This is a genomic window from Allobosea sp. 2RAB26 (genome assembly GCF_052115465.1).
In the GTDB taxonomy this organism is placed as follows: Bacteria; Pseudomonadota; Alphaproteobacteria; order Rhizobiales; family Beijerinckiaceae; genus Allobosea.
In genome coordinates this window covers 320,129-340,980 of record NZ_JBFRGS010000004.1, presented here as the reverse complement: position 1 = coordinate 340,980, position 20,852 = coordinate 320,129, and the positions used below count along the sequence as shown (strand labels likewise).

General features: G+C 65.4%; 23 protein-coding genes. 12 read left to right on the top strand and 11 right to left on the bottom strand.

Going from position 1 to position 20,852, the window contains the following annotated elements:
* Positions 1–20 precede the first annotated feature (20 nt).
* Together AB4118_RS09710 and AB4118_RS09705 are read left to right on the top strand one after the other, a co-directional pair.
* Positions 21–278 (top strand): DUF6111 family protein, encoded by a 258-nt coding sequence (locus AB4118_RS09710; protein ID WP_441489523.1) that lies wholly within the window; start codon positions 21–23, stop codon positions 276–278.
* Positions 275–1,516, top strand: coding sequence for a CCA tRNA nucleotidyltransferase (locus AB4118_RS09705; RefSeq protein ID WP_441489522.1), 1,242 nt, complete (start codon positions 275–277; stop codon positions 1,514–1,516). Before AB4118_RS09710 ends, AB4118_RS09705 begins: the two co-directional genes overlap by 4 nt.
* 6 nt (positions 1,517–1,522) lie before the next feature.
* On the opposite strand, the gene hemF is transcribed toward AB4118_RS09705, so the two are convergent.
* A complete protein-coding gene (gene hemF, locus AB4118_RS09700; RefSeq protein ID WP_441489521.1) occupies positions 1,523–2,452 on the bottom strand; it encodes an oxygen-dependent coproporphyrinogen oxidase in 930 nt (309 codons plus the stop codon).
* A gap of 62 nt (positions 2,453–2,514) precedes the next feature.
* Positions 2,515–2,976, bottom strand: a complete 462-nt coding sequence (locus tag AB4118_RS09695) for a tRNA (cytidine(34)-2'-O)-methyltransferase (protein WP_441489520.1) — start codon at positions 2,974–2,976, stop codon at positions 2,515–2,517.
* Between the two features lie 118 nt (positions 2,977–3,094).
* Between AB4118_RS09695 and AB4118_RS09690 the strand changes: the two genes are divergently transcribed.
* The 8 genes from AB4118_RS09690 (at position 3,095) to AB4118_RS09655 (ending at position 11,332) form a co-directional block, all read left to right on the top strand.
* Complete coding sequence (locus AB4118_RS09690; RefSeq protein WP_441489519.1) at positions 3,095–4,960, top strand: ABC transporter ATP-binding protein; 1,866 nt, start codon at positions 3,095–3,097, stop codon at positions 4,958–4,960.
* Positions 4,961–5,149: 189 nt separating this feature from the next.
* Entirely contained in the window at positions 5,150–5,695 is a 546-nt protein-coding gene (gene petA / locus AB4118_RS09685) for a ubiquinol-cytochrome c reductase iron-sulfur subunit (RefSeq protein WP_441489518.1), read from the top strand.
* A 56-nt stretch (positions 5,696–5,751) separates the two neighbouring features.
* Positions 5,752–7,035 carry a cytochrome b gene (locus AB4118_RS09680; RefSeq protein ID WP_069879615.1) on the top strand — a complete coding sequence of 428 codons (1,284 nt, stop codon included), beginning with the start codon at positions 5,752–5,754 and terminating at the stop codon, positions 7,033–7,035.
* A 6-nt stretch (positions 7,036–7,041) separates the two neighbouring features.
* On the top strand, positions 7,042–7,923 hold the full coding sequence (locus AB4118_RS09675; RefSeq protein ID WP_441489517.1) for a cytochrome c1: 882 nt from the start codon (positions 7,042–7,044) through the stop codon (positions 7,921–7,923).
* Between the two features lie 136 nt (positions 7,924–8,059).
* Complete coding sequence (locus AB4118_RS09670) at positions 8,060–8,929, top strand: S-methyl-5'-thioadenosine phosphorylase (protein ID WP_441489516.1); 870 nt, start codon at positions 8,060–8,062, stop codon at positions 8,927–8,929.
* 102 nt (positions 8,930–9,031) lie between these two features.
* Complete coding sequence (locus tag AB4118_RS09665) at positions 9,032–9,577, top strand: adenine phosphoribosyltransferase (RefSeq protein WP_441489515.1); 546 nt, start codon at positions 9,032–9,034, stop codon at positions 9,575–9,577.
* 4 nt (positions 9,578–9,581) lie between these two features.
* Positions 9,582–10,691 carry an S-methyl-5-thioribose-1-phosphate isomerase gene (mtnA, locus tag AB4118_RS09660; RefSeq protein WP_441489514.1) on the top strand — a complete coding sequence of 370 codons (1,110 nt, stop codon included), beginning with the start codon at positions 9,582–9,584 and terminating at the stop codon, positions 10,689–10,691.
* A complete protein-coding gene (locus AB4118_RS09655) occupies positions 10,688–11,332 on the top strand; it encodes a class II aldolase/adducin family protein (protein WP_441489513.1) in 645 nt (214 codons plus the stop codon). Before mtnA ends, AB4118_RS09655 begins: the two co-directional genes overlap by 4 nt.
* An 88-nt stretch (positions 11,333–11,420) precedes the next feature.
* Here AB4118_RS09655 and AB4118_RS09650 read toward each other — a convergent pair whose 3' ends face one another.
* Both AB4118_RS09650 and ychF read right to left on the bottom strand, forming a co-directional pair.
* The gene (locus tag AB4118_RS09650; RefSeq protein ID WP_441489512.1) at positions 11,421–12,431 is read right to left on the bottom strand and encodes a MaoC family dehydratase; all 1,011 of its coding nucleotides are present in this window, start codon (positions 12,429–12,431) and stop codon (positions 11,421–11,423) included.
* Between the two features lie 19 nt (positions 12,432–12,450).
* A complete protein-coding gene (ychF, locus tag AB4118_RS09645) occupies positions 12,451–13,548 on the bottom strand; it encodes a redox-regulated ATPase YchF (RefSeq protein WP_113510844.1) in 1,098 nt (365 codons plus the stop codon).
* 213 nt (positions 13,549–13,761) lie between these two features.
* Here ychF and AB4118_RS09640 point away from each other — a divergent pair, with 213 nt between their 5' ends.
* Positions 13,762–14,367, top strand: coding sequence for a DUF5666 domain-containing protein (locus tag AB4118_RS09640; protein ID WP_441489511.1), 606 nt, complete (start codon positions 13,762–13,764; stop codon positions 14,365–14,367).
* A 105-nt stretch (positions 14,368–14,472) separates the two neighbouring features.
* On the opposite strand, the gene pth is transcribed toward AB4118_RS09640, so the two are convergent.
* The 7 genes from pth to AB4118_RS09605 all read right to left on the bottom strand — a co-directional run bounded on the left by pth (position 14,473) and on the right by AB4118_RS09605 (position 20,164).
* Positions 14,473–15,087 (bottom strand): aminoacyl-tRNA hydrolase, encoded by a 615-nt coding sequence (gene pth / locus AB4118_RS09635; protein ID WP_441489510.1) that lies wholly within the window; start codon positions 15,085–15,087, stop codon positions 14,473–14,475.
* Positions 15,088–15,207: 120 nt separating this feature from the next.
* On the bottom strand, positions 15,208–15,828 hold the full coding sequence (locus AB4118_RS09630) for a 50S ribosomal protein L25/general stress protein Ctc (RefSeq protein ID WP_441489509.1): 621 nt from the start codon (positions 15,826–15,828) through the stop codon (positions 15,208–15,210).
* Between the two features lie 151 nt (positions 15,829–15,979).
* Positions 15,980–16,543: a VUT family protein gene (locus tag AB4118_RS09625; protein WP_441489508.1), complete on the bottom strand. Its 564-nt coding sequence runs from the start codon at positions 16,541–16,543 to the stop codon at positions 15,980–15,982.
* Positions 16,533–17,276 (bottom strand): 7-cyano-7-deazaguanine synthase QueC, encoded by a 744-nt coding sequence (queC, locus tag AB4118_RS09620; RefSeq protein ID WP_441489507.1) that lies wholly within the window; start codon positions 17,274–17,276, stop codon positions 16,533–16,535. Before queC ends, AB4118_RS09625 begins: the two co-directional genes overlap by 11 nt.
* 13 nt (positions 17,277–17,289) lie before the next feature.
* The gene (locus tag AB4118_RS09615) at positions 17,290–18,234 is read right to left on the bottom strand and encodes a ribose-phosphate pyrophosphokinase (protein WP_069882563.1); all 945 of its coding nucleotides are present in this window, start codon (positions 18,232–18,234) and stop codon (positions 17,290–17,292) included.
* A gap of 157 nt (positions 18,235–18,391) precedes the next feature.
* Entirely contained in the window at positions 18,392–18,952 is a 561-nt protein-coding gene (locus tag AB4118_RS09610) for a hypothetical protein (RefSeq protein ID WP_441489506.1), read from the bottom strand.
* Positions 18,953–19,012: 60 nt separating this feature from the next.
* Positions 19,013–20,164, bottom strand: a complete 1,152-nt coding sequence (locus AB4118_RS09605) for a M24 family metallopeptidase (protein ID WP_441489505.1) — start codon at positions 20,162–20,164, stop codon at positions 19,013–19,015.
* A 160-nt stretch (positions 20,165–20,324) separates the two neighbouring features.
* On the opposite strand from AB4118_RS09605, the gene AB4118_RS09600 reads away from it, so the two are divergent.
* Complete coding sequence (locus tag AB4118_RS09600) at positions 20,325–20,579, top strand: accessory factor UbiK family protein (protein ID WP_441489504.1); 255 nt, start codon at positions 20,325–20,327, stop codon at positions 20,577–20,579.
* Positions 20,580–20,852 lie beyond the last annotated feature (273 nt).

Below are 20,852 nucleotides of genomic sequence, written 5' to 3'. Positions count from 1 at the left end.
TCTGATTGGATGGCGCGCCCATGCTGCGTTCGGTGACCGAAGAGGTTCTGCTCTTCGTCCTGCCCTTTTGTATCTTCGCAAGCTATCTGATCGTCAGGCGGCGGAACCCCTTCGACGTCGAACACTGGGACGGGCACGTGTTCTGGCTGTCGGTCGTGGGGCTCGTGATCTCGATCGGCTTCGTCGCCTATACCGGTTGGATCGCTCCGCGCAGCCAGGGCGCTTATGTGCCGCCTCATATGGAGAACGGGCAGCTCGTCCCTGGCCAGTTCAGATGAACGAAGCGCAGCGAGCTCGGGTCGAGCGCTTTCTTCAGCGGCCGGGGGTGACGGAGGTGCTGGCTGCGTTCAATGGCGGGGGCGAGGAAACGCGCGTCATTGGCGGGGCTGTCCGCGACCTGCTGCTCGGAGAGCCGGTCGGCGATGTCGATCTGGCGACGACGGCATTACCGGAGGAGACGATCCGGCGCGCAGCGGCGGCGGGTTTCAAATCGGTTCCCACGGGAATCGAGCATGGCACGGTGACCATCGTCGCCCATGGCGTTCCCTTCGAGACCACGACGTTGCGTCGCGATGTCGAGACCGATGGTCGCCGCGCGAAGGTGGTCTTTGGGCGCGATTTCGCAGAGGACGCGATCAGGCGGGATTTTACGGTCAACGCGCTTGGGCTCGGGCGCGACGGCACCGTTCACGACTATTGCGACGGACTTGTCGACCTTGCGGCGCGTCGCATCCGCTTCATCGGCGATGCGAACCTGCGCATCCGCGAGGACTATCTGCGCATCCTGCGCTTCTTCCGGTTTCACGCGCGCTATGGCGAAGGAGCACTGGACGCGACGGGACTGGCGGCCTGCACGGCGGGCCGGGCCGGGCTCGACGGGCTTTCGCGTGAGCGGGTGCGCGCCGAGTTGCTGAAGCTGCTCGTTGCGCCGCGCGCGGCCGACGCATTGTCGGCGATGATGGGAGCGGGGCTTCTTGTACCGGTGATCGGCGGCGTGCCCCGGCTTTCGCGCTTCGCGGCGATTGCGGCAGGCGAGCCCGCGGGAACAGTCTATCCGGCTTTCCGGCTCGCAGCGCTGGCGGTTGGCGTGCGCGAGGATGCGCTGCGCCTGCGGGACGGGTTGCGGCTGTCGAACGAACAATTCGACGGGATCGAGCGTATCGCGCTCGCCCTTGAGGGGCTCTCGGGGCGTGCGACGGATTGTTCGATCGCCCTGCTGCGGCACCTGGCGCATCGCGTCGGCGCGGATGCGGTCGCCGGCGGCCTCGTTCTGCTCACGGCCAACGAGAGTTCTCCGGGGCGCTCCAAGGTGCAGGCTGCAATTGCCGAACTCGGGCAAACGCCGCCCTTCCTCCTCAGTGGTCGCGATGTGCTCAAACGCGGTGTCGCCGCCGGTCCGGATGTCGGGCGCGTGCTCGATCAGGCAAGGCGCGACTGGATCGAAGCGGGATGTCCCGGCGAGCGGACCCAGCAGTTTGCCTTTGTCGAAAGCGCAATCGCGCAACGCGAGCGCTGAGAGCGCTCAGGGCCAGCGTACGGTCGGCGGCAGCGAGGAGAGGATCGAGGCGACATTGCCGCCGGTCTTGAGGCCGAAGATCGTGCCGCGGTCATGGAGCAGGTTGAACTCGACATAGCGACCGCGCCTGACCTGCTGTTCGTAACGCTCGGCCTCGGTCCAGGGCGTGCCGATATTGGCGCGCATGATCCGCGGATAGATGTCGAGGAAGGCCTTGCCGACCGCCTGGGTGAAGGCGAGATCGGCCTCAGGCTCGCCGGACCAGACATAGTCGTAGAAGATGCCGCCGACGCCGCGTGGCTCACCGCGGTGCTTCAGGAAGAAATACTCGTCGCACCATTGCTTGAAGCGGGGGTAGTCGGCGACTGGGGCGAAGCTTTCGCAGGGCGCGCGCATCGCGGCGTGGAAGGCGATGGCGTCGGCGTCCTCCTGCGTGCGCCGATTGTCCAGCACGGGGGTCAGATCGGCTCCACCACCGAACCACGGCTTCGTCGTCACCACGAAGCGGGTGTTCATATGCACCGTCGGTGCGTGCGGATTCCAGGGATGGGCGATCAGCGAGATGCCCGTGGCATGGAAGCGCGGATCCTCGGCCGCGCCCGGGATCTGTCCCGCAAATTCGGACTGGAAGGTGCCGTAGACGGTCGAGACATGGACGCCGACCTTCTCGAAGACGCGGCCCTGCATCATCGACATGACGCCGCCACCGCCTTCGGCGCCATCGTGGTTGCGACGCTGCCAGGGCGTCCGCTCGAAGCGGCCCGGAGTGCTTGCCTCGGCTGGGAAGGGGCCGGTGGCTTCATCCTCCAGCGCCTCGAAGGCCGAGCAAATCTGGTCGCGCAGGGCCTCGAACCAGGCTGTCGCGCGCGGCTTCATGGCCTCCGCGAGTGCGAGGGGGGAGGTCGTGGAGGCGGGGTCAGTCGCTCGGGTGGTCATCGATCCGTTTCCGTTCCGCTCGCCGCGAGGGTCGTCATCCGCGGTGACGAGGGATTTCGCGCCTATCTCGGATAAGCGTCCAGCTGCCGCAAGGCCTCTCCCATAACCACGGCTGCGGCAATTGCGACATTGAGCGAACGCAAACCCGGGCGCATCGGCACATGGACGCTGCCGTCGACGGTTGAGTAGAGCTCGGCGGGGACGCCCGCCGATTCGCGTCCGACGAGCACGATGTCGCCGGGAGCGAAGGCAAAATCGGTATGGGCGGTGGCCCCATCCGTCTCCGCCAGGATCAGCCGGTGGCCGCCCGCAAGCCGCCATGCATCGAAGGCCTTGAACGAATCATGCCGGGTGATCGCGGCGCGCTCGAGATAGTCCATGCCGGAACGCCGGAAATGGCGGTCCGAGACGTCGAAGGCCGCGGGTTCGATGATGTCGACCGCGATGCCGAGGCAGACGGCCATGCGAATCATCGTGCCCGAATTCTGCGGGATATCCGGCTGGTAGAGGGCGAGGCGCAACATGCGCTGCTGTCATGCGGTGACGTCATGACATGCGTCAAGCCTCTGGCCGCGACCTGACTGCTGCCCCATATGTCGCCAAGATTTCGTCGTCATGCCGGTCCATGGAGGGCGGTACGCCATGTTCGCCTCCCTGTTCCGTTTTCTCGAAAGCCGCATCGACGTCTTCGCGCCCTTTGACGAGGGCCAGACGCCGCCCAAGGGCGTGTGGCCATTCATGTGGCACCACATCAAGGGCGTGAAGGGCTGGATGGCCCTGATCATGCTCACCGGCCTCGGTTTCAGCGGCATCGAAGCGGCGATGTACCTGATGGTCGGCTGGTTCGTGGATCTGTTGGCGACCCAGTCGCCCGAGACGATCTGGCGCGATCACGGCACGGTGCTGCTCGGCGCGGCCTTCCTGCTCGTCGTGGTCCGCCCGCTGATCTATTTCGCCAATCATGCGATCGTGGACCAGGTCGTGGTGCCGCAGATCACCAATCAGATCCGCTGGCGCAACCATGTCTATACGCTTGGCCATGCGCTCTCCTATTTCCAGAACGATTTCGCGGGACGGCTTTCGGCGCGCGTGATCCAGGCGGGGCAATCGATCCGTGGCGCGACGATCGAGGTCATCGACGATCTCTGGTACGCGCTGATCTTCGCATCGGTGGCGATCGGCTTCTTCGGCTCGACCAGCCTCTGGCTGGCACTTCCGGTCATCGTCTGGTTTGCAGCCTATGTCGTGCTGCTGATCTATTTCGTGCCGCGCGCGAAGAAGCGCTCCGAGGCGAACTCGCTGGGGCGTTCCTCGACGACCGGGCGCATCGTCGATTCCTATACCAATATCCTGACGGTCAAGCTCTTCGCCCGCGCCGATGCCGAGCGCTCGTCGGTCCGCGACTCGCTGTCGCGCTGGAACGCCTCCTTCCTGCATTTGTCGCGGCTGATCACCGGTGTCAGCGTCATCCTGCAGACCATGAACAGCCTGCTGGTCGTGACGACGGCGTGGATTTCGCTGCATCTCTGGAGCCAGGGCATCATGTCGCCCGGAGCGGTCGCGGCCGCGATCGGCCTCGTGCTGCGGCTGGTGCAGATGTCGAGCTGGCTGATCCATCTGGTGCGCGGAGTGTTCGAGAATATCGGCTCCGTGCAGGAGAGCATGGAGACGATCGCCAAGCCGCATGACCTGACCGACGTGCCGGATGCCAGGCCCTTGTCGGTCGGCGAGGGGGCGATCCGCTTCGAGCAGGTGCGCTTCAATTATGGCCGCACCGGCGGTCTGTTCGAGGGGCTCAACCTCGATATCCGACCGGGCGAGAAGATCGGCCTCGTCGGCCCGTCGGGCGCCGGGAAGTCGACGCTCGTCAACCTGCTCTTGCGACTCTATCCGCTGGAGGCCGGTCGCATCCTGATCGATGGGCAGGATATCGCCCGCGTGACGCAGGACTCGCTGCGCGCACAGATCGGCATGGTGACGCAGGATAACTCGCTGCTGCACCGCTCGATCGGCGATAATATCGGGTATGGCCGGATCGATGCGACCGAGGACGAGATCATCGAGGCGGCCAGGAGGGCATCGGCGCATGAGTTCGTCGCGACCCTCAGCGACCAGGATGGGCGCAAGGGGTTCGAATCGCGTGTCGGCGAGCGCGGCGTCAAGCTCTCGGGCGGCCAGCGCCAGCGCATCGCCATCGCCCGCGTGCTGCTCAAGGATGCGCCGATTCTGATCCTGGACGAGGCCACCTCGGCACTTGATTCAGAGGTCGAGGCGACGATCCAGGAGCAGCTCACGGCGCTCATGCAGGGCAAGACCGTGATCGCGATCGCGCACCGGCTCTCGACCATTGCGGCGCTGGATCGGCTGATCGTGCTCGACAAGGGGCGCATCGTCGATCAGGGCAGCCATGCCGAACTCGTCGCGCGTGGTGGCCTCTATGCCCGGCTCTGGGCGCGCCAGTCGGGTGGTTTCCTGGCCGTTGCCGACCCGGAGACAGTCTCGGCCTGAGTCCCGCTGAGGGCAGGCCGCGATGCACATTGCCGCCGCCCGGAACAGTAGACTTCGTCCAAAGTGCATGCCAAAGAGCGCGGCGGCGACGCGCCGCCGCATTGCGGCTGCGAAGGGGCGCACCTATGAGGGGCGTCAGACGATAATTTACAGCCGTTCCAGGCTGGGCGAAGAGCAGAGGAATCGATCGTGGCTCACGCGACCGAGACGACCCAAACCACCCGCCGCGACTTTCTGATGCTGGCGACCGGCGCTGCCGGTGCCGTCGGTCTCGGTGCTGTTGTTGTTCCGCTCGTGAGCCAGTTGGCTCCGGACGCGCAGACCATTGCTGCTGGTGCGCCGATGGATGTCGATCTCGGCCCGATCGCGGAAGGCCAGGCCATCAAGCTGTTCTGGCGCGGCAAGCTGATCTTCGTGCGTCACCGCACCAAGAAGGAGATCGACGAGGCGCGTGCGGTCAATGTCGCGACGCTGCCCGATCCTCAGACCGACCAGGCCCGCGTCAAGGAAGGCCACGAGCAGTTCCTCATCGTTTACGGCAATTGCACCCATCTTGGCTGCGTGCCGCTCGGCAATTCCCCCGGCGATCCGAAGGGCGACTACGACGGCTGGTTCTGCCCATGCCACGGTTCGCACTACGATTCGTCGGGCCGCATCCGCAAGGGGCCTGCGCCGCTCAACCTGCCGATCCCGCCCTATGCGTTCAACGCAGATACGAAGATCCGAATCGGCTGAGCTATGCGCTTCTCCATGATTTCCAATGATACCGAGAAAGCCTTGAGGCATTCGTCATGAGTGGTCATAGCACCTACGTTCCGAAGACCGGCTTTGAACGCTGGCTCGATGCCCGTCTGCCGATCGTTCGCCTCATGCACGATTCGGCCGTGTCCTACCCGGTCCCGCGCAACCTGAACTACCTTTGGACCTTCGGCGGCATCCTGGTGTTCATGCTCGTCGCGCAGATCGTGACAGGCGTCATCCTGGCGATGCACTACACGCCGCATGCGACCATGGCCTTCAACTCCGTCGAGCACATCATGCGCGACGTGAATTTCGGCTGGCTGCTGCGTTACCTGCACTCCAACGGCGCCTCGATGTTCTTCGTCGCCGTCTATGTCCACATCTTCCGCGGCCTCTATTACGGGTCGTACAAGGCTCCGCGCGAGGTGCTCTGGATCCTCGGCGTCGTCATCTTCCTGCTGATGATGGCCACCGCCTTCATGGGCTACGTGCTGCCCTGGGGGCAGATGTCCTTCTGGGGCGCCACCGTCATCACCAATCTGTTCTCGGCACTCCCGGTGGTTGGCGAGACGATCGTGACCTTCCTGTGGGGTGGCTATTCCGTCGACAACCCGACGCTGAACCGCTTCTTCTCGCTGCATTATCTGCTGCCGTTCATGATCTTCGGCGTCGTGATCCTGCACATCTGGGCGCTGCACGTCGTCGGACAGAACAACCCGACCGGCGTCGAGGTGAAGAACGTCCAGAAGGACACCGTGCCGTTCACGCCCTATGCGACCATCAAAGACATCTTCGGGATGGTCTGCTTCATCTTCGTGTTCGCCTATTTCGTGTTCTATCAGCCGAACTTCATGGGCCATGCCGACAACTACATTCCGGCCAACCCAGCGGTGACGCCGACGCATATCGTGCCTGAGTGGTACTTCCTGCCGTTCTACGCGATCCTACGCGCCATTCCCGACAAGCTCGGCGGCGTTCTGGCGATGTTCGCGGCAATCGCGGTGCTGGCCTTCCTGCCCTGGCTCGACACCTCCAAGGTGAAGTCGATGAGCTACCGGCCGGTCGCCCGGGTCCTGTTCTGGGCGTTCCTCGTGGTCTGCATCGTGCTCGGCTATCTCGGCGCCATGCCTGCCGAGGAGCCCTACGTGACCTACTCGCGGATCTTCACCGCGCTGTATTTCGGCTACTTCATCTCGCTTGTGCTGGTCGGCATCTTCGAGAAGCCGGCGAAGCTGCCGAACTCGATCGCGGACTCCGTGCTGGCCAATATCAAGGGTGGCTCGGGCGCGAGCCTTGCGGCTGCCACCGCCTCCGAACCGAACGCCAAGGGCTGACGAAAGATGAGCACCACCCCGTTTCGCCTTGCCCTGGCGGGGCTCAGCTTCGGCCTTGCCCTCACTGCCAACGCGCTGACGGCTCAGGCCGCCGGCGACCGTGTGATCCCGCCGCAGCAGAAGTGGTCATTCTCGGGTCCGGTCGGCAAGTTCGACCGTGCCCAGCTCCAGCGCGGCTTCAAGGTCGTCAAGGAGGTCTGCGCCAGCTGCCACGCGATGAGCCTGATCCCGATGCGGACGCTGTCGCAACCTGGTGGCCCGGAATTCACGCCCGGGCAGGTCACCGCGCTGGCGGCGACCTATCAGATCAAGGACGGCCCTAACGACCAGGGCGAGATGTTCGATCGTCCCGGCCGTCCGGCGGACCGTTTCCCGTCGCCGTTCCCGAACGAGCAGGCGGCGCGGGCCGCCAATGGCGGAGCCTACCCGCCGGATCTGTCGGTCCTGGCCAAGGCCCGCACCTATGAGCGCGGTTTCCCGCAGTTCATCATCGACATCTTCTCCCAGTATCAGGAGCAGGGGCCGGACTATATCGCGGCGCTGCTGGCCGGGTACAAGGAACCGCCGCAGGGCTTCCCGCCGCTGCTGCCGGGCCAGAACTACAACACCTATATGCCGGGCCACCTCATCGCGATGCCGCAGCCGCTCCAGGACGGGCAGGTCGAGTATCCGAAGGGGCCGGACGGCAAGTCGCCGGTTCCGGAGACCGTGGCGCAGTATGGCAAGGACGTCGCGGCCTTCATGGTCTGGATGGCTGAGCCGCATCTCGAGGCGCGCAAGCGCATCGGCATGCAGGTCATGCTGTTCCTCATCTTCTTTGGCGGTCTGCTCTATTACACCAAGAAGAAGGTGTGGTCGCGCATGCCGGATGGCTCCACCGCGCACTGACCACCACTGAGAATGGGAAAAGGCCCCGGAAACGGGGCCTTTTTCGTTTGGCCTTGCGCGGCTGCTGCTGTGCAGCGCCTTTGTACGGCCGTCACAGAAGCCTGCTCCTGTCCGGCCAAACTGAAAGGAAGCGATCATGAGCGAAGCTGTGCTCGGAATCATCGGTGGGTCGGGCATCTACGACCTGCCGGGCCTGACCGATCTGCGCGAAGAGCGTGTCACGAGCCCCTGGGGCGAACCCTCGGATATCCTGCGCATCGGCCGGATCGGCCAAACCAAGATCGTCTTCCTGCCGCGCCATGGTCGTGGTCACGTCCTGCCGCCCTCCGAGATCAATTACCGCGCCAATATCGACGTGATGAAGCGCGCGGGCGTCACCGATCTCGTCTCGCTCTCGGCCTGCGGGTCCTACAAATCCGAGCTCTATCCCGGCCTGTTCGTGCTGGTCGACCAGTTCATCGACCGCACCGTGCGTCGCGCCAGCTCCTTCTTCGGCAAGGGCTGCGTCGCGCATGTCCCGATGGCGCGCCCGGTCGGTCCGCTGCTGCAGGCACGGCTCGCCGATGCCGCTACGGCCGAGGAGCTGCCCTTCGTGCGCGGCGGTACTCTCGTCACCATGGAAGGCCCGCAATTCTCGACCTATGCGGAGTCGCTGACCTATAAGGCGCTCGGCTACGACCTGATCGGCATGACCGCGATGCCCGAGGCCAAGCTCGCGCGCGAGGCCGAGATCACCTATGCGACCGTCGCGATGGTGACGGATTTCGACTGCTGGCACCCTGAGCAGTCCTCGGTGGATGTCGCTTCCGTCGTCGCCGTGCTGAAGGACAACGCCGAGAAAGCGCGCCGGCTGGTTGCACGCCTCGCCGCGGATTTTCCTGCCGAGCGCGACCCATGCCCCGCCGGTTCCCATAACGCGCTGGACAGTGCCATTATCACGGCGCGCGAGTTCCGCGACCCGAGCCTGGTGGCAAAGCTCGACGCGGTTGCGGGCAGGGTCCTCTGACTGCTGCCTGACATTGGAGGGGGGCGCCGGCCCGGGGCTGGCGGTTCCCTTCGCGCGGCCACGGCGCTAAGAGAGCGCGTCGCCACAGCGAGCTGTTTCCGCATGGACCGTGATACCCTCCTCGACCTGAAGAACGCGATCCGCTCGATTCCGGATCACCCCAAGCCGGGCATCATCTTCCGGGACATCACCACCCTGCTCGGCGATGCCCGGGCCTTCCGACGTGCGGTCGACGAGCTCGTCCAGCCTTTCGCCGGGTTGAAGATCGCCAAGATCGCCGGCATCGAGGCGCGCGGCTTCATCCTCGGCGGGGCGGTGGCCCATCAGCTCTCGGCCGGCTTCATCCCGGTGCGCAAGAAGGGCAAGCTGCCGCACGAGACGGTCAGCATCAGCTATTCCCTGGAATACGGCACGGACGAGATCGAGGTCCACAAGGACGCGGTCTCACGGGGCGAGCGCGTCCTGCTGGTCGACGATCTGATCGCGACCGGCGGCACTGCGGAGGGGGCGGTCAACCTGCTGTCCTCGCTGGGCGCGGAGGTCGTGGCGGCCTGCTTCATCGTCGATCTGCCGGATCTCGGGGGGGCGGATCGGGTCCGCCGCCTCGGCGTTCCCGTGCGCACGCTCGTCTCCTTCAGCGGACACTGAGCCCATGAAGATCGGCGGCAAGGCCTACCGGACGATCTGGCTCGCGCAGGATGGCTGGCGCGTCAGCGTGATCGACCAGACCAAGCTGCCCTTCCGTTTCGAGACCGTAGCGCTTGGGAGTGCCGAGCAGGCCGCCGAGGCGATCTGCAGCATGGTTGTGCGCGGAGCACCGCTGATCGGCGCGACGGCCGCCTATGGCGTCGCCCTGGCCATGCGCGCGGACCCGTCCGACCAGGCGCTGGAGGCGGCTGTCGCGCTGCTTGGTGCGACCCGCCCGACGGCGGTGAACCTGCACTGGGCGCTGGAGCGGGTTAGCGCCAGGCTGGCAGGCCTGGGTCCAGCTTCGCGCATGGCAGCGGCCTATGACGAGGCTGCTGCGATCTGCGACGAGGATGTCGCGCTCTGCCGCGCGATCGGCGAGCACGGACTTGGCGTGATCCGCGGCCTTGCGGCGGGCAAGGCTCCGGGCGAGCGCCTCAATATCCTGACCCATTGCAATGCCGGCTGGCTTGCCACGGTTGACTGGGGCACGGCGCTGGCGCCGATCTATCTGGCGCATGATGCCGGCCTGCCCATCCATGTCTGGGTCGACGAGACGCGGCCGCGCAACCAGGGCGCGGCGCTGACGGCCTATGAGCTTGGCGCCCATGGCGTGCCGCATACCGTGGTCAGCGACAATGCCGGCGGGCATCTGATGCAGCGCGGGCAGGTCGACATGGTCATCGTCGGTACCGACCGGACGACCGCGACCGGAGATGTCGCCAACAAGATCGGCACCTATCTCAAGGCGCTGGCAGCGCATGACAACGGCGTGCCTTTCTATGTCGCTTTGCCGTCCCCGACGATCGACTGGCGGCTGTCGGACGGGCTCGGCGAGATCCCGATCGAGGAGCGTTCGGCACGCGAGGTCACCCATCTCGCAGGCCTGGGCGAGGATGGCGAGGTCGGCCAGTTCCGAGTGGTGGCGCCTGGCAGCCCCGCCGCCAATCCCGCCTTCGACGTCACCCCGGCGCGCCTTGTCACCGGTCTCATCACCGAACGTGGTGTGGCCCCTGCGAGCTCCGAGGGGCTTGCTGGTCTCTTTCCTGATCTGGCGCGCGGAGCTGCGACATGAGTGAAATGGCGCTTCGCGCAGAGATCGTCGCGGTCGCCCAGGCGATCGACAAGGCCGGGTTCTGCCCATCGAAATCCGGCAATGTCTCGGCCCGCTTCGAAGGCGGATTGCTGATCACCCCGTCCGGCCTGCCGTATGCGCAGACAAGGCCGGAGGATCTGATCCATCTCTCGCAGGACGGCACCATCCTGAATGGCTCACGCAAGCCTTCGTCCGAATGGCCGTTCCATGTCGAGATCTACAAGGCGCGCCCGGACGCCCAGGCGATCGTGCACACGCATTCGCCGCGTGCCACCGCGCTGTCGTCGGCAAGGCGCGGGATTCCGGCCTTCCATTACATGATTGCGCTATGCGGTGGGGCCGATGTGCGTTGCGCGGAATACGCGACCTTCGGCACACCCGAGCTTGCCGAGAACGCGGTGAAGGCGCTTGAGGGGCGCAAGGCGGTGCTGCTTGCCAATCACGGCGTCATCGCGCTTGGACAGACACTCGCGGGCGCGCACACGATCGTCGCCGAGGTCGAGAATCTCGCCGGGCAATATCTCGACCTGCTCGCCTCCGGCTTGGAGCCGGTCATTCTTGACGAGGCCGAGATGTCGCGCGTTTCCGCGAAGTTCGCCGGCTACGGCAAGGTCGGCTGAGGACCAGAGGCGTTCTGGGGGCGCGGCCCGGCATGGTCGGGCTTGGCCCCGGCCACATCGCCTGGGACGCTTCAGATCGCGCCGCGGATCAGGCCGGCCTGCGCTCGATGAAGACGCAGCCCTCGAAGCTGAAGACCTCCTCTCCATGCTGGTTCACACCGGCATTGCGATGGAAGAACAGGCCCCATTGCGGGCGGCTGGCGCTGGCGCGGGTTTGAATGACAGTCGAGCTATAGGTGATCCTGTCGCCGACAAAGACCGGTCTGGACCAGCGCAGATTCTTGAAGCCGGGGGAGGGGCCGAGGCGTGGCGCCTGTCCGGGCGTGGCCGCGAGCTGGCGTTTGCGGTGAGCGACCATCGTTGCCATCCAGACCGAGGCCGTATGCCAGCCCGAGGCGGCGAGGCGCCCGAAGGAACTGCTGCGCGCCGCAACATCGTCCATGTGGAAGGGCTGCGGATCGAAGGCACGGGCGAAGGCGACGATTTCCTCAGGTGTGAAGACGAAGCTGCCGAGTTCATGGCTCTCGCCGATCTCGATCTCCTCGAAGAAGGGCGCCGGCTGCGTCTCGCCAGCGGGAATTTCGAGCAGGCTCAGCGCTGCCGGCTGCACATAGCGGGGCGGGTGGGCCAGCCAGTCGCCCCTGGGTTGAGCAAAGCCCGAGCCCTTGCGACCGAACATGATCCAGTTGGTCTGCTCGAGGACCGGCTCGTCGCGCTGGTTCAGGAGCTCGAACCGGAACTTCACCAGGCCCATCTCGGGGCGTGAGCGCGATTCCTTGGTTTCAATCACGCTGCGCCGTGCGCTGAGGACATCCCCCGGCAGCACGGGCCGGAGCCATTTGACCTCTTCGATGCCGGGGGCCCCCATCGAGGCGGCCTCCAGGACGAAGTCCTCGGCGAGCAGCCGCATCAGTAGCGAGCAGCTATGCCAGCCGGACGCGATGAGCTGGCCGACGAAGCTCTGCCTCGCGGCCGCCGGATCGGTGTGGAAATCCTGCGCATCGTAGCGCGAGGCATAGGCGATGATGTCGTCCTGCGAAACGGCGACCCGGCCGCTCTGCTTCACCTCTCCGACGACGAAGTCCTCGAAATAGCGCATAGGTCGCTCGCGGTCCGGCTCAGTTGGCGAAGCGGAAATGCAGCACGTCGCCATCGGCGACGACATATTCCTTGCCTTCGAGCCGGAACTTGCCGGCTTCGCGCGCACCGCTCTCGCCCTTGTGGGCGATGTAGTCGTCATAGGCGATGGTTTCGGCCCGGATATAGCCCTTCTCGAAATCGGTATGGATCACGCCGGCGGCGGCGGGGCCCTTGGTGCCGTTCTCGATCGTCCAGGCGCGGGCTTCCTTCGGGCCGACGGTGAAATAGGTGACGAGGTTCAGGAGCGCATAGCCGGCGCGGATGACGCGGTTGAGACCCGGCTCGGCGAGGCCGACCGCGTCGAGATAGTCCTTCTGCTCTTCGGCCGGCAGGACGGCGATCTCGCTCTCGATCTTGGCCGAGACGACGACGGCGACAGCGCCTTCCTCGGCAGCGCGGGCCTTCACTTTCTCGGAGAAGCCATTGCCCTTGTCGGCGCTGGCTTCCTCGACATTGCAGACATAGAGCACCGGCTTGGACGAAAGCAGGCCGAGCATCTCGAAGGCCTTGCGTTCCTCGGCTGCGACCTGGACGAGGCGTGCCGGCTTGCCGTCGCGAAGCAGGACGAGGCAGCGGTTCATCAGGTCGGCCAGTTCCTTGGCCTCCTTGTCGCCCGACTTCGCCTTCTTCTCCAGCGGCTGCACGCGCTTCTCGAGGCTCTCGAGATCGGCGAGCATCAACTCGGTCTCGATGGTCTCGATATCGTCGATCGGCGAGATCTTGCCCTCGACATGGGTGATGTCACCATCCTCGAAGCAGCGCACGACATGGGCGATGGCGTCGCATTCGCGGATATTGGCGAGGAACTGGTTGCCGAGGCCTTCGCCCTTGGAGGCGCCGCGCACGAGCCCGGCGATATCGACGAAGGTCAGGCGCGTCGGAATGATCTCCTTCGAACCGGCAATGGCGGCCAGCTTCTCCAGCCGGTCATCGGGTACCGCGACGTCACCGACATTCGGCTCGATCGTGCAGAAGGGATAGTTCGCCGCCTGTGCCGCAGCCGTCTGCGTCAGTGCGTTGAACAGGGTCGACTTGCCGACATTCGGCAGGCCGACGATACCGCATTTGAAACCCATGATGGCTGGTCCGTTGCGTCGCCGCCGCAAAGGGGCGGTCGCGAGATGATGATTGGAATGTCCAGGGCCTTATTGGGGTCCGGGCGGCAAAAGACAAGATGGCAGGGGCCAGGGACGGCTCACGCGAACGTGCATGGCGAGGCGCTGCGCAGGAGCGCAGGACTTCGCGAGACGGCGATCTGTCTGCGCCGGTCCCTTCGACGGAGCTCTTCCATGCGCGCGCTCTCTGCCAGTCTCTTCGCCGCAGCTCTCGTCCTGACCAGCAGTGTCGTGGAGGCTCAGGCGCCGGCGACACGGGTGCGTGGCACGGTCGAGAAGCTCGAAGGCACTGCGCTGACCGTGAAGACGCCGAGCGGCGAGAACGTCGCGGTTGCCCTGGCCCCCGGCTACTCGGTTGGAGGGGTGGTCAAGGCCAGCCCAAACGACATCAAGAAGGGCAGCTTCGTCGGCGTCGGTGCGCGGCCGCAGGCTGACGGCACGCTTCTCGCCGTCCAGGTCCTGATCTTTCCCGAGGCGATGCGCGGGACGGGCGAAGGGCACAGGGCCTGGGGAGTCTTGCCCGACAGCACCATGACCAATGCGACCGTGGCCGAGACAGTTTCGCGCGTCGATGGCGCCAATCTCGTCCTGACCTATCCCGGTGGGGAGCAAAAGGTAACGATCACGCCCGAGGCCAATATCATCATGGCCGCACCCGCCGAAGCGTCCGAGCTGTCGCCGGGGGCACAGGTCGCGTTCACGGCGACGCGCCAGGCCGGCGGCGGTCTTCTTGCCAGCCGAGTCACGATCGCGAAACAGGGCGCCCAGTTGCCGCTCTGATCCATCGCCCGAAAAGTGGATTGCGGTTTCCGGGAAAGCCGATGCAAACACGGAGAGGCTCGTTCATCGGACCCGATACGAGATCCGGTCCGATGAACGAGCCTTTTAGTCCTCGGCCTTCTCGCCGAGGCGCTTCACCGCGGCATGGCCGCGCGCGTCCATGAAGAGATGCACCTTGTTCTGGAAGCCAGCATCATCGCCCGCGGCGAGCAGAGTGGCGTAATCGGCACAGGCCGTGCAGAGATCCTCGACCCAGGGCTGCTCAGCCTTGCCGAAATCGTTCAGCACATAGGCATGGACGAGGGCCTTGTCGCCGGGATGGCCGATGCCCATGCGGACGCGGCGGTAGTCGTTGCCGATCGCGGCCGTCATCGAGCGCAGCCCGTTATGGCCGGCATTGCCGCCTCCGAGCTTCACGCGCAGCTTGGCCGGAGCGAGATCGAGTTCGTCATGGAAAGCGATCACGTCGGCGGGGGCGATCTTGAAGAAGCGAGCCGCCTCGCCGACCGCGCGGCCGGATTCGTTCATATAGGTCTGCGGCTTGAGCAGGATGACCTTCTCGTTACCGATCGTCGCCTCGCAAGCCTCGCCCTGGAAGCGTGAGCGCCAGGGGGAGGCCCGGTATGTGCGGGCAATCGTCTCGACCGCCATGAAGCCGATATTGTGCCGGTTGCGGGCATAGCGCGCGCCGGGATTGCCGAGACCGGCAAAGATCAGCATGGCAGGTCACTCCGGCAGTCGGGAGGGGCTGGCGGTCCTGCGCCTCCCTCTAAAGCAAGACGGCCGGGAAACCCGGCCGTCCAAGTGGTCTCGCGAAGGCAGCGCCGAAGCGCGGCATCCTCAGGCCTTGGCGGCCTCGGTGCCTTCGGCTGCGCCCTCGGCAGCAGCATCCTCGATCACCGACGGCGCCACGATCGTGACCAGCGTCAGGTTCTCGCGGGTGGTCAGGCTGACGCCTGCCGGCAGCTTGATGTCGTTGACATGGATGGACGTGCCAACGCCCAGGCCAGCGACGGAGACGTCGAGGGACTCGGGGATGTTCTCAGGCGCGACGTCGATTTCGACGTTGTGCTCGACGATCTGCAGGGTGCCGCCGGACTTCAGGCCCGGGCAGGCCTCCTGATCGACGACGTGAACCGGAACCATGACCTTGATGGTCTGGCCGGCTGCGACGCGCAGGAAGTCGACGTGAATCGGGAAGTCCTTGACCGGGTCGAGCTGGTAGTCGCGCGGAATGACGCGCGTCTTCTTGCCGCCGACATTGATCTCGAAGATCGTGGTCAGGAAGTGGCCGCCATAGATCATCAGGCGGGTCTGGTTGGCGTTGAGCGCGATCGCCTGCGGGGCTTCGCCCGCACCATAGATCACGGCAGGAGTCTGGCCTTGACGACGAACTGCCCGGGCGGCCCCCTTGCCGACCTGGGTGCGCGCCGAAGCCTCGATTTGCTTCACGGCGGTCATGATGATGGTCCTCGTTTTCTTGATAAAGACACGGCCGCCCGATGGCGGCCGTCTTGGTCTCGCGCCCGTGCCTCCAAGGGTGTCAGTCGAGCGCGAGGAGGCTCATAGGCGAAAAAGCGGGAAAGCTCAACCCGGGGAAGGGCGGTTCCGCTCACGCGGCGACCAGTCCCAGCCGCTCGTCGCGCCGGCGCAGCAGGTGCATCAGCGGCAGCGCCAGCAGCACCATCCAGGCCTTGCCGATGATCTGGCCCGACAGGAAGTCGAGGCTGCCGAAGGCGAGCCAGAGGAAGACGATGCTGTCGATGACGAGGCCGACAAGGCTGGATGCGATCACGGCCGTGACGAAGCGGCGGCGCTGCAGCGGCGTGTAGACGGCGAAGTCCGCGAGCTCCGACAGAAGGAAGGCCGCGACCGAGGCGACGACGATCGCCGGCGGAGCAAGAAAGCCGGAGATCGCGGCGCCGACGAAGATCGCGCCCAGCCCGACCTTGGCACCGAGGCGGCGCTGGACGATGTCGCGCAGCACGAGTGCGAGGCCAATCATCAGCACGCCGCTCGGCGCCTTGATGCCCGGCGCGACCGGCACGAGGCAAGGACCGTTCGGCACGCAGACCGTGCCGACATTGCCGAGCATCCAGTTCGCGGCGGGGATGGTGAGCGTGAAAAGGACGAGGGCGACCAGCCCTTCGGTCCAGCGCTGCTGATCAGGAGTCATAGGATGGTCCAGTGTCGTCGGGTGAACAGAGAAAGCCAGCATAGCCCTTCGCCCGCAGCTCGCAGGCGGGGCAGGTTCCGCAGCCATAGCCCCAGGAATGGCGTGTCGTCCGGTTGCCGAGATAGCAGCTATGGCTGTCCTCGACCACCAGATCGAGCAAGGTCTCGCCGCCAAGCTCGCGGGCCAGCGCGAAGGTCTGCGCCTTGTCGCGCCACATCAGCGGCGTGTGCAGCACCAATCGCCGATCGAGCCCGAGATTGAGAGCGACCTGCATCGCCTTGATCGTGTCATCGCGGCAATCGGGATAGCCGGAATAATCGGTCTCGCAGACGCCAAGCACGATGTGCCTGCAGTTACGGCGATAGGCCAGCGCCGCGGCGAAGGTCAGGAAAATCAGGTTCCGTCCCGGCACGAAGGTCGTCGGCAACCCGGTATCGGCGAAGGCGATCTCGCTCTCTCGCGTCAGCGCGGTCTCGGAAATCGTGCCGAGCGCAGCGAGGTCGATGATGTGGTCCGGCCCGAGCCGCTCGGCATAGACCGAGGACAGGGTGGGCAGCTTATCGCGAATCACGAGCCGGCATTCCAGCTCGACGCGGTGGCGCTGGCCGTAATCGAAGCCGACGGTTTCGACCGAGCCGAAGCGTGCAAGGGCCCAGGCGAGCGTGACGGTCGAATCCTGCCCGCCCGAGAACAGGACGAGTGCGCGGCCTTCGCCGGTCGTGGCTGCCGTCATCATGCCATCCCGTTCAGTCGAACAGGCTGGAGACGCTCGATTCGCTCGCGGTGCGCTCGATCGCCTCGCCCATCAGGTTGGCAATGGAAATGACGCGGATGTTGCGTGCCACCTTCACGGCCTCGGTCGGCATGATCGAATCGGTGATCACCAACTCCTTGAGCTTGGAATTGGCGATGCGTGCGACTGCGCCGCCCGACAGCACGCCATGGGTGATGTAGGCGTAGACTTCCCTGGCGCCTTCCGCGAGCAGCGCTTCGGCGGCGTTGCAGAGCGTTCCGCCGGAATCGACGATATCGTCAAGCAGGATGCAGGAGCGGCCCTCGACCGAGCCGATGATGTTCATCACCTCGGATTCGCCCGGCCGGTCGCGGCGCTTGTCGACGATGGCGAGCGGAGCGTCGATGCGCTTGGCCAGTGCACGGGCACGGACCACGCCACCGACATCCGGTGAAACGACCATGGCGTTCTTGTAGTCGAGCCGTTCCTTGATATCGCGGGCCATCAATGGCGCGCCGAACAGGTTGTCGGTCGGGATGTCGAAGAAGCCCTGGATCTGTCCGGCATGGAGATCGAGCGTCAGAACGCGGTCGACGCCGGCATGGGTGATGAGATTGGCGACGAGCTTGGCCGAGATCGGCGTACGGCCCGAGGCACGGCGATCCTGCCGGGCATAGCCGAAATAGGGGATCACCGCGGTGATGCGCCGTGCCGAGGAACGGCGCAGGGCATCCGTGATGATCAACAGCTCCATCAGGTGGTCATTGGTGGGGAAGGAGGTCGATTGGATGACGAAGACGTCCTGCCCGCGAACATTCTCCTGGATCTCGACGAAGACCTCCATGTCGGCGAAACGCCGGACCTGGGCCTTGGCAAGGGGGATTTCGAGGGAGGCACAAATCGCTTCGGCGAGCGGCCGGTTGGAGTTTCCGGCGACGACTTTGAACGAAGAGGGCATGCCGTGGCGCACCGTGAGGACTGGCGGGGGCGGGAGTCGTGAGACCGGCTGAATTCGCAGCGCTCATAACAGCGCCATGACAATGAGTCGACCGCTGCACTGCAAAAACAGTGCGCGAATCACGCCTCACCCCACTGCGTTCAGCGGGATGCCTCGCTCAGGAGCGCTTGCCGCTGGTCGCAGCAGCCGTCTTGGTTTTCGCCTTGTCCTTATCCTTGGCGCTGTCCGCGGCAGGTTTGTCCGGCACCGGAGCGGTCACGAGGAAACTCGCGATCGCGTCCATCGAATCCGATGCTGCCTTGGCGACGATGGTCTGGTCGATGCTCGACCAGGGATCGCCGCCGCCGCCGCGCCTGCCGAGGCTCTCGCCCTGCACGCGCTGGGCGCGCTTCTTGCTCTCGTCATAGACGTCCCAGACGAAGGCCAGCGCAGTCTGGCCATCCTCTGTCGGCTGGGCGGTCAAATAGCCGCGAACCCGGAAGCGCGCGGGTGCGTTGCCGGCGACGATCTCCATCTTGCGTTCCGCCGCCGCCTCGCCGAGCAGGCTCGCAAAATTCGTAGTGACCTGGTCGGGCGCACCGGAGATGCTCTGGACCGAGACCGGGACGCCGGGCGCATCGACGCGCGGACGCGCGGCCGTGCTGGCGGTTTCCTGGCAGCCTGCGAGCGCCAGCGCGAGAGCTGGCCCCAGAACGAGGCCACTTAAACGACTAAACATGACGCCTCCCGCTTTTTGCGTACGGGTTTGCTGAGGATTCCCTGCGTGACTCTTGTAGGGTCAACGGATCGCGAGGTCCAGATCGGGCAAGTTCAGGTTTTCTGCGCCTTTATCGCCGACGAGATAGGTGCGGCCGAGGCACATCGCGGTCTCGCTCGCCGAATCCATCAGAATCATATGGGCGAACATCACCATGCCCGGAACGATCGGCCAGTCGTTGCTCTCGTAGAACATCGGCCAGTCCATCCAGCTCGGCGTGAACTTTGCGCCAAGCGAGTACCCGCAGGCATTGAGTCGGTGGCTGGAAAGACCGTGTTCGTCGAAAACCCGGGCATGGGCGGAGAAGACATCGCCTGCAGTCCGCCCCGGCTTCAGTTCAGCCTCGCAGGCAAGGAGCGCCGCCTTGGCGGCTCCGTGATAGCGGAGATGCAGCGGGCGGGGCTCTCCGACCACGACGGTTCGCATGATCGCAGCATGGTAGTGCCTGTCGACGCCCGCGAATTCGAGCGTGATCTGATCCTGCGCGTCGAGTGTCCGGCGGCCCGACTTGTAGCGGCAAAGCAGGGCGTCGCGGCCGGAGCCGATGATGAACTCGTTGGCCGGATAGTCGCCGCCACCCGCGAAGATCGCATTGTGCTGTGCGGCCAGAATCTCGCCCTCGTCGGCGCCGGCCCGGATCAGGTCGAGCGCCGCCCTGTCGGCGGCGTCCGAGAGAGCGGCCGCGCGCCGGACACGGGCAATCTCTGCCGCCGATTTCACGGCGCGCAGCCGTGTCACGATCGTAGAGCTCTCGACGAGAACGCTGATATCCGCGAAGGCCGCTTCCAGCTTGCGGCCGTTTGCCGCGACAAGGCCGTAGGATTCAAACTCCACGCCGATGCGCTTGCCGGCCAGGCCGAGATCCTGTGCCAGCATGAGCAGGTCACGCGCAGGATTCGCGCCGCGGCCATCCTTCCAGATGCGGATATCGGCCAGATTTGAGGTGTGCTCGGCCTGGCGCAGATCGGCAGAGCGGGTCAGCAACGCCATGCTGCCATCAGCCTTCACCACCAGGCACTGGAAGAAGCAGAAGCCGAAGGTGTCATAGCCGGTCAGCCAGAACATCGATTCCTGCTGGAACAGGAAGAGCGCATCGAGCCGATCGGCTTGCATGGCTAAGAGCAGGGCATCGCGCCGGCGTGCGAATTCGGCGGGTGAGAAGTGCAGGGCCATGGCTCGCGAATCCCCTGTGCTGACGTGGTCCTCATGTTTAGGCCGGGCTCGCTCGGGCTCAAAGGACGTGGACGATGTGCCGCTGCGATTGCGGGCGAGGCCTTCGTCGCCCATATCAGGCGTGCTATGGAGCGCCGGCATCCGGCCCTGGAGATTGATGATGGCCACGACCTCGAACCGCATACTCGACGATCTCGCTCGTCTGGTCACCGACGCCGCGGGAGCCGCCCAGGGTGTGCGCCGTGAGGTCGAGACGGTCGCCCGCACGCAGATCGACCGCCTCCTGCGCGAGATGGACGTCGTGACACGCGAGGAGTTCGAAGCCGTGCGCGAGATGGCGGTTCTGGCCCGTGAAGAGAATGACAAACTCGCCGCACGGCTGGCTGCACTCGAGGCTGGACGCGACAAGGGCTGAGCCGGCCCGTTTTCCGGCTGTGGACAGCAGCCGGTAGGGATTGAGCCCAACCCCCGAATCCGCCGAGCCTGCATCAGGTGTTGGGAGCGTCGTCGCGCCTGCGCTATCGTCGAAGGAGAGGTGATTCGCCGGTCGTATCCGCTTGGGGTGCGTTTGGCGGTCAGGAGGCCATGTAGCGGCTTCCGCAGTCTTGTTGCGTCCCGCGCTTCCCCGTCGCCGTGTTCCCGTTCTCGAACGAGCTGGACCCGCATTCCCGCGGGGAGCTGGCAGTTG

Bases quoted from the DNA above. Each gene is read 5' to 3' on its own strand.
- AB4118_RS09630 (WP_441489509.1), bottom strand. From the start codon at position 15,828: ATGACCGCCGTGAAGCAAATCGAGGCTTCGGCGCGCACCCAGGTCGGC.
- AB4118_RS09610 (WP_441489506.1), bottom strand. From the start codon at position 18,952: ATGTTTAGTCGTTTAAGTGGCCTCGTTCTGGGGCCAGCTCTCGCGCTG.
- queC (WP_441489507.1), bottom strand. From the start codon at position 17,276: ATGACGGCAGCCACGACCGGCGAAGGCCGCGCACTCGTCCTGTTCTCG.
- AB4118_RS09695 (WP_441489520.1), bottom strand. From the start codon at position 2,976: ATGTTGCGCCTCGCCCTCTACCAGCCGGATATCCCGCAGAATTCGGGC.
- AB4118_RS09615 (WP_069882563.1), bottom strand. From the start codon at position 18,234: ATGCCCTCTTCGTTCAAAGTCGTCGCCGGAAACTCCAACCGGCCGCTC.
- AB4118_RS09705 (WP_441489522.1), top strand. From the start codon at position 275: ATGAACGAAGCGCAGCGAGCTCGGGTCGAGCGCTTTCTTCAGCGGCCG.
- AB4118_RS09640 (WP_441489511.1), top strand. From the start codon at position 13,762: ATGCGCGCGCTCTCTGCCAGTCTCTTCGCCGCAGCTCTCGTCCTGACC.
- AB4118_RS09600 (WP_441489504.1), top strand. From the start codon at position 20,325: ATGGCCACGACCTCGAACCGCATACTCGACGATCTCGCTCGTCTGGTC.
- AB4118_RS09665 (WP_441489515.1), top strand. From the start codon at position 9,032: ATGGACCGTGATACCCTCCTCGACCTGAAGAACGCGATCCGCTCGATT.
- AB4118_RS09670 (WP_441489516.1), top strand. From the start codon at position 8,060: ATGAGCGAAGCTGTGCTCGGAATCATCGGTGGGTCGGGCATCTACGAC.
- AB4118_RS09605 (WP_441489505.1), bottom strand. From the start codon at position 20,164: ATGGCCCTGCACTTCTCACCCGCCGAATTCGCACGCCGGCGCGATGCC.
- mtnA (WP_441489514.1), top strand. From the start codon at position 9,582: ATGAAGATCGGCGGCAAGGCCTACCGGACGATCTGGCTCGCGCAGGAT.
- AB4118_RS09625 (WP_441489508.1), bottom strand. From the start codon at position 16,543: ATGACTCCTGATCAGCAGCGCTGGACCGAAGGGCTGGTCGCCCTCGTC.
- AB4118_RS09710 (WP_441489523.1), top strand. From the start codon at position 21: ATGCTGCGTTCGGTGACCGAAGAGGTTCTGCTCTTCGTCCTGCCCTTT.
- pth (WP_441489510.1), bottom strand. From the start codon at position 15,087: ATGCTGATCTTTGCCGGTCTCGGCAATCCCGGCGCGCGCTATGCCCGC.
- AB4118_RS09655 (WP_441489513.1), top strand. From the start codon at position 10,688: ATGAGTGAAATGGCGCTTCGCGCAGAGATCGTCGCGGTCGCCCAGGCG.
- AB4118_RS09680 (WP_069879615.1), top strand. From the start codon at position 5,752: ATGAGTGGTCATAGCACCTACGTTCCGAAGACCGGCTTTGAACGCTGG.
- AB4118_RS09675 (WP_441489517.1), top strand. From the start codon at position 7,042: ATGAGCACCACCCCGTTTCGCCTTGCCCTGGCGGGGCTCAGCTTCGGC.
- ychF (WP_113510844.1), bottom strand. From the start codon at position 13,548: ATGGGTTTCAAATGCGGTATCGTCGGCCTGCCGAATGTCGGCAAGTCG.
- hemF (WP_441489521.1), bottom strand. From the start codon at position 2,452: ATGACCACCCGAGCGACTGACCCCGCCTCCACGACCTCCCCCCTCGCA.
- AB4118_RS09650 (WP_441489512.1), bottom strand. From the start codon at position 12,431: ATGCGCTATTTCGAGGACTTCGTCGTCGGAGAGGTGAAGCAGAGCGGC.
- AB4118_RS09690 (WP_441489519.1), top strand. From the start codon at position 3,095: ATGTTCGCCTCCCTGTTCCGTTTTCTCGAAAGCCGCATCGACGTCTTC.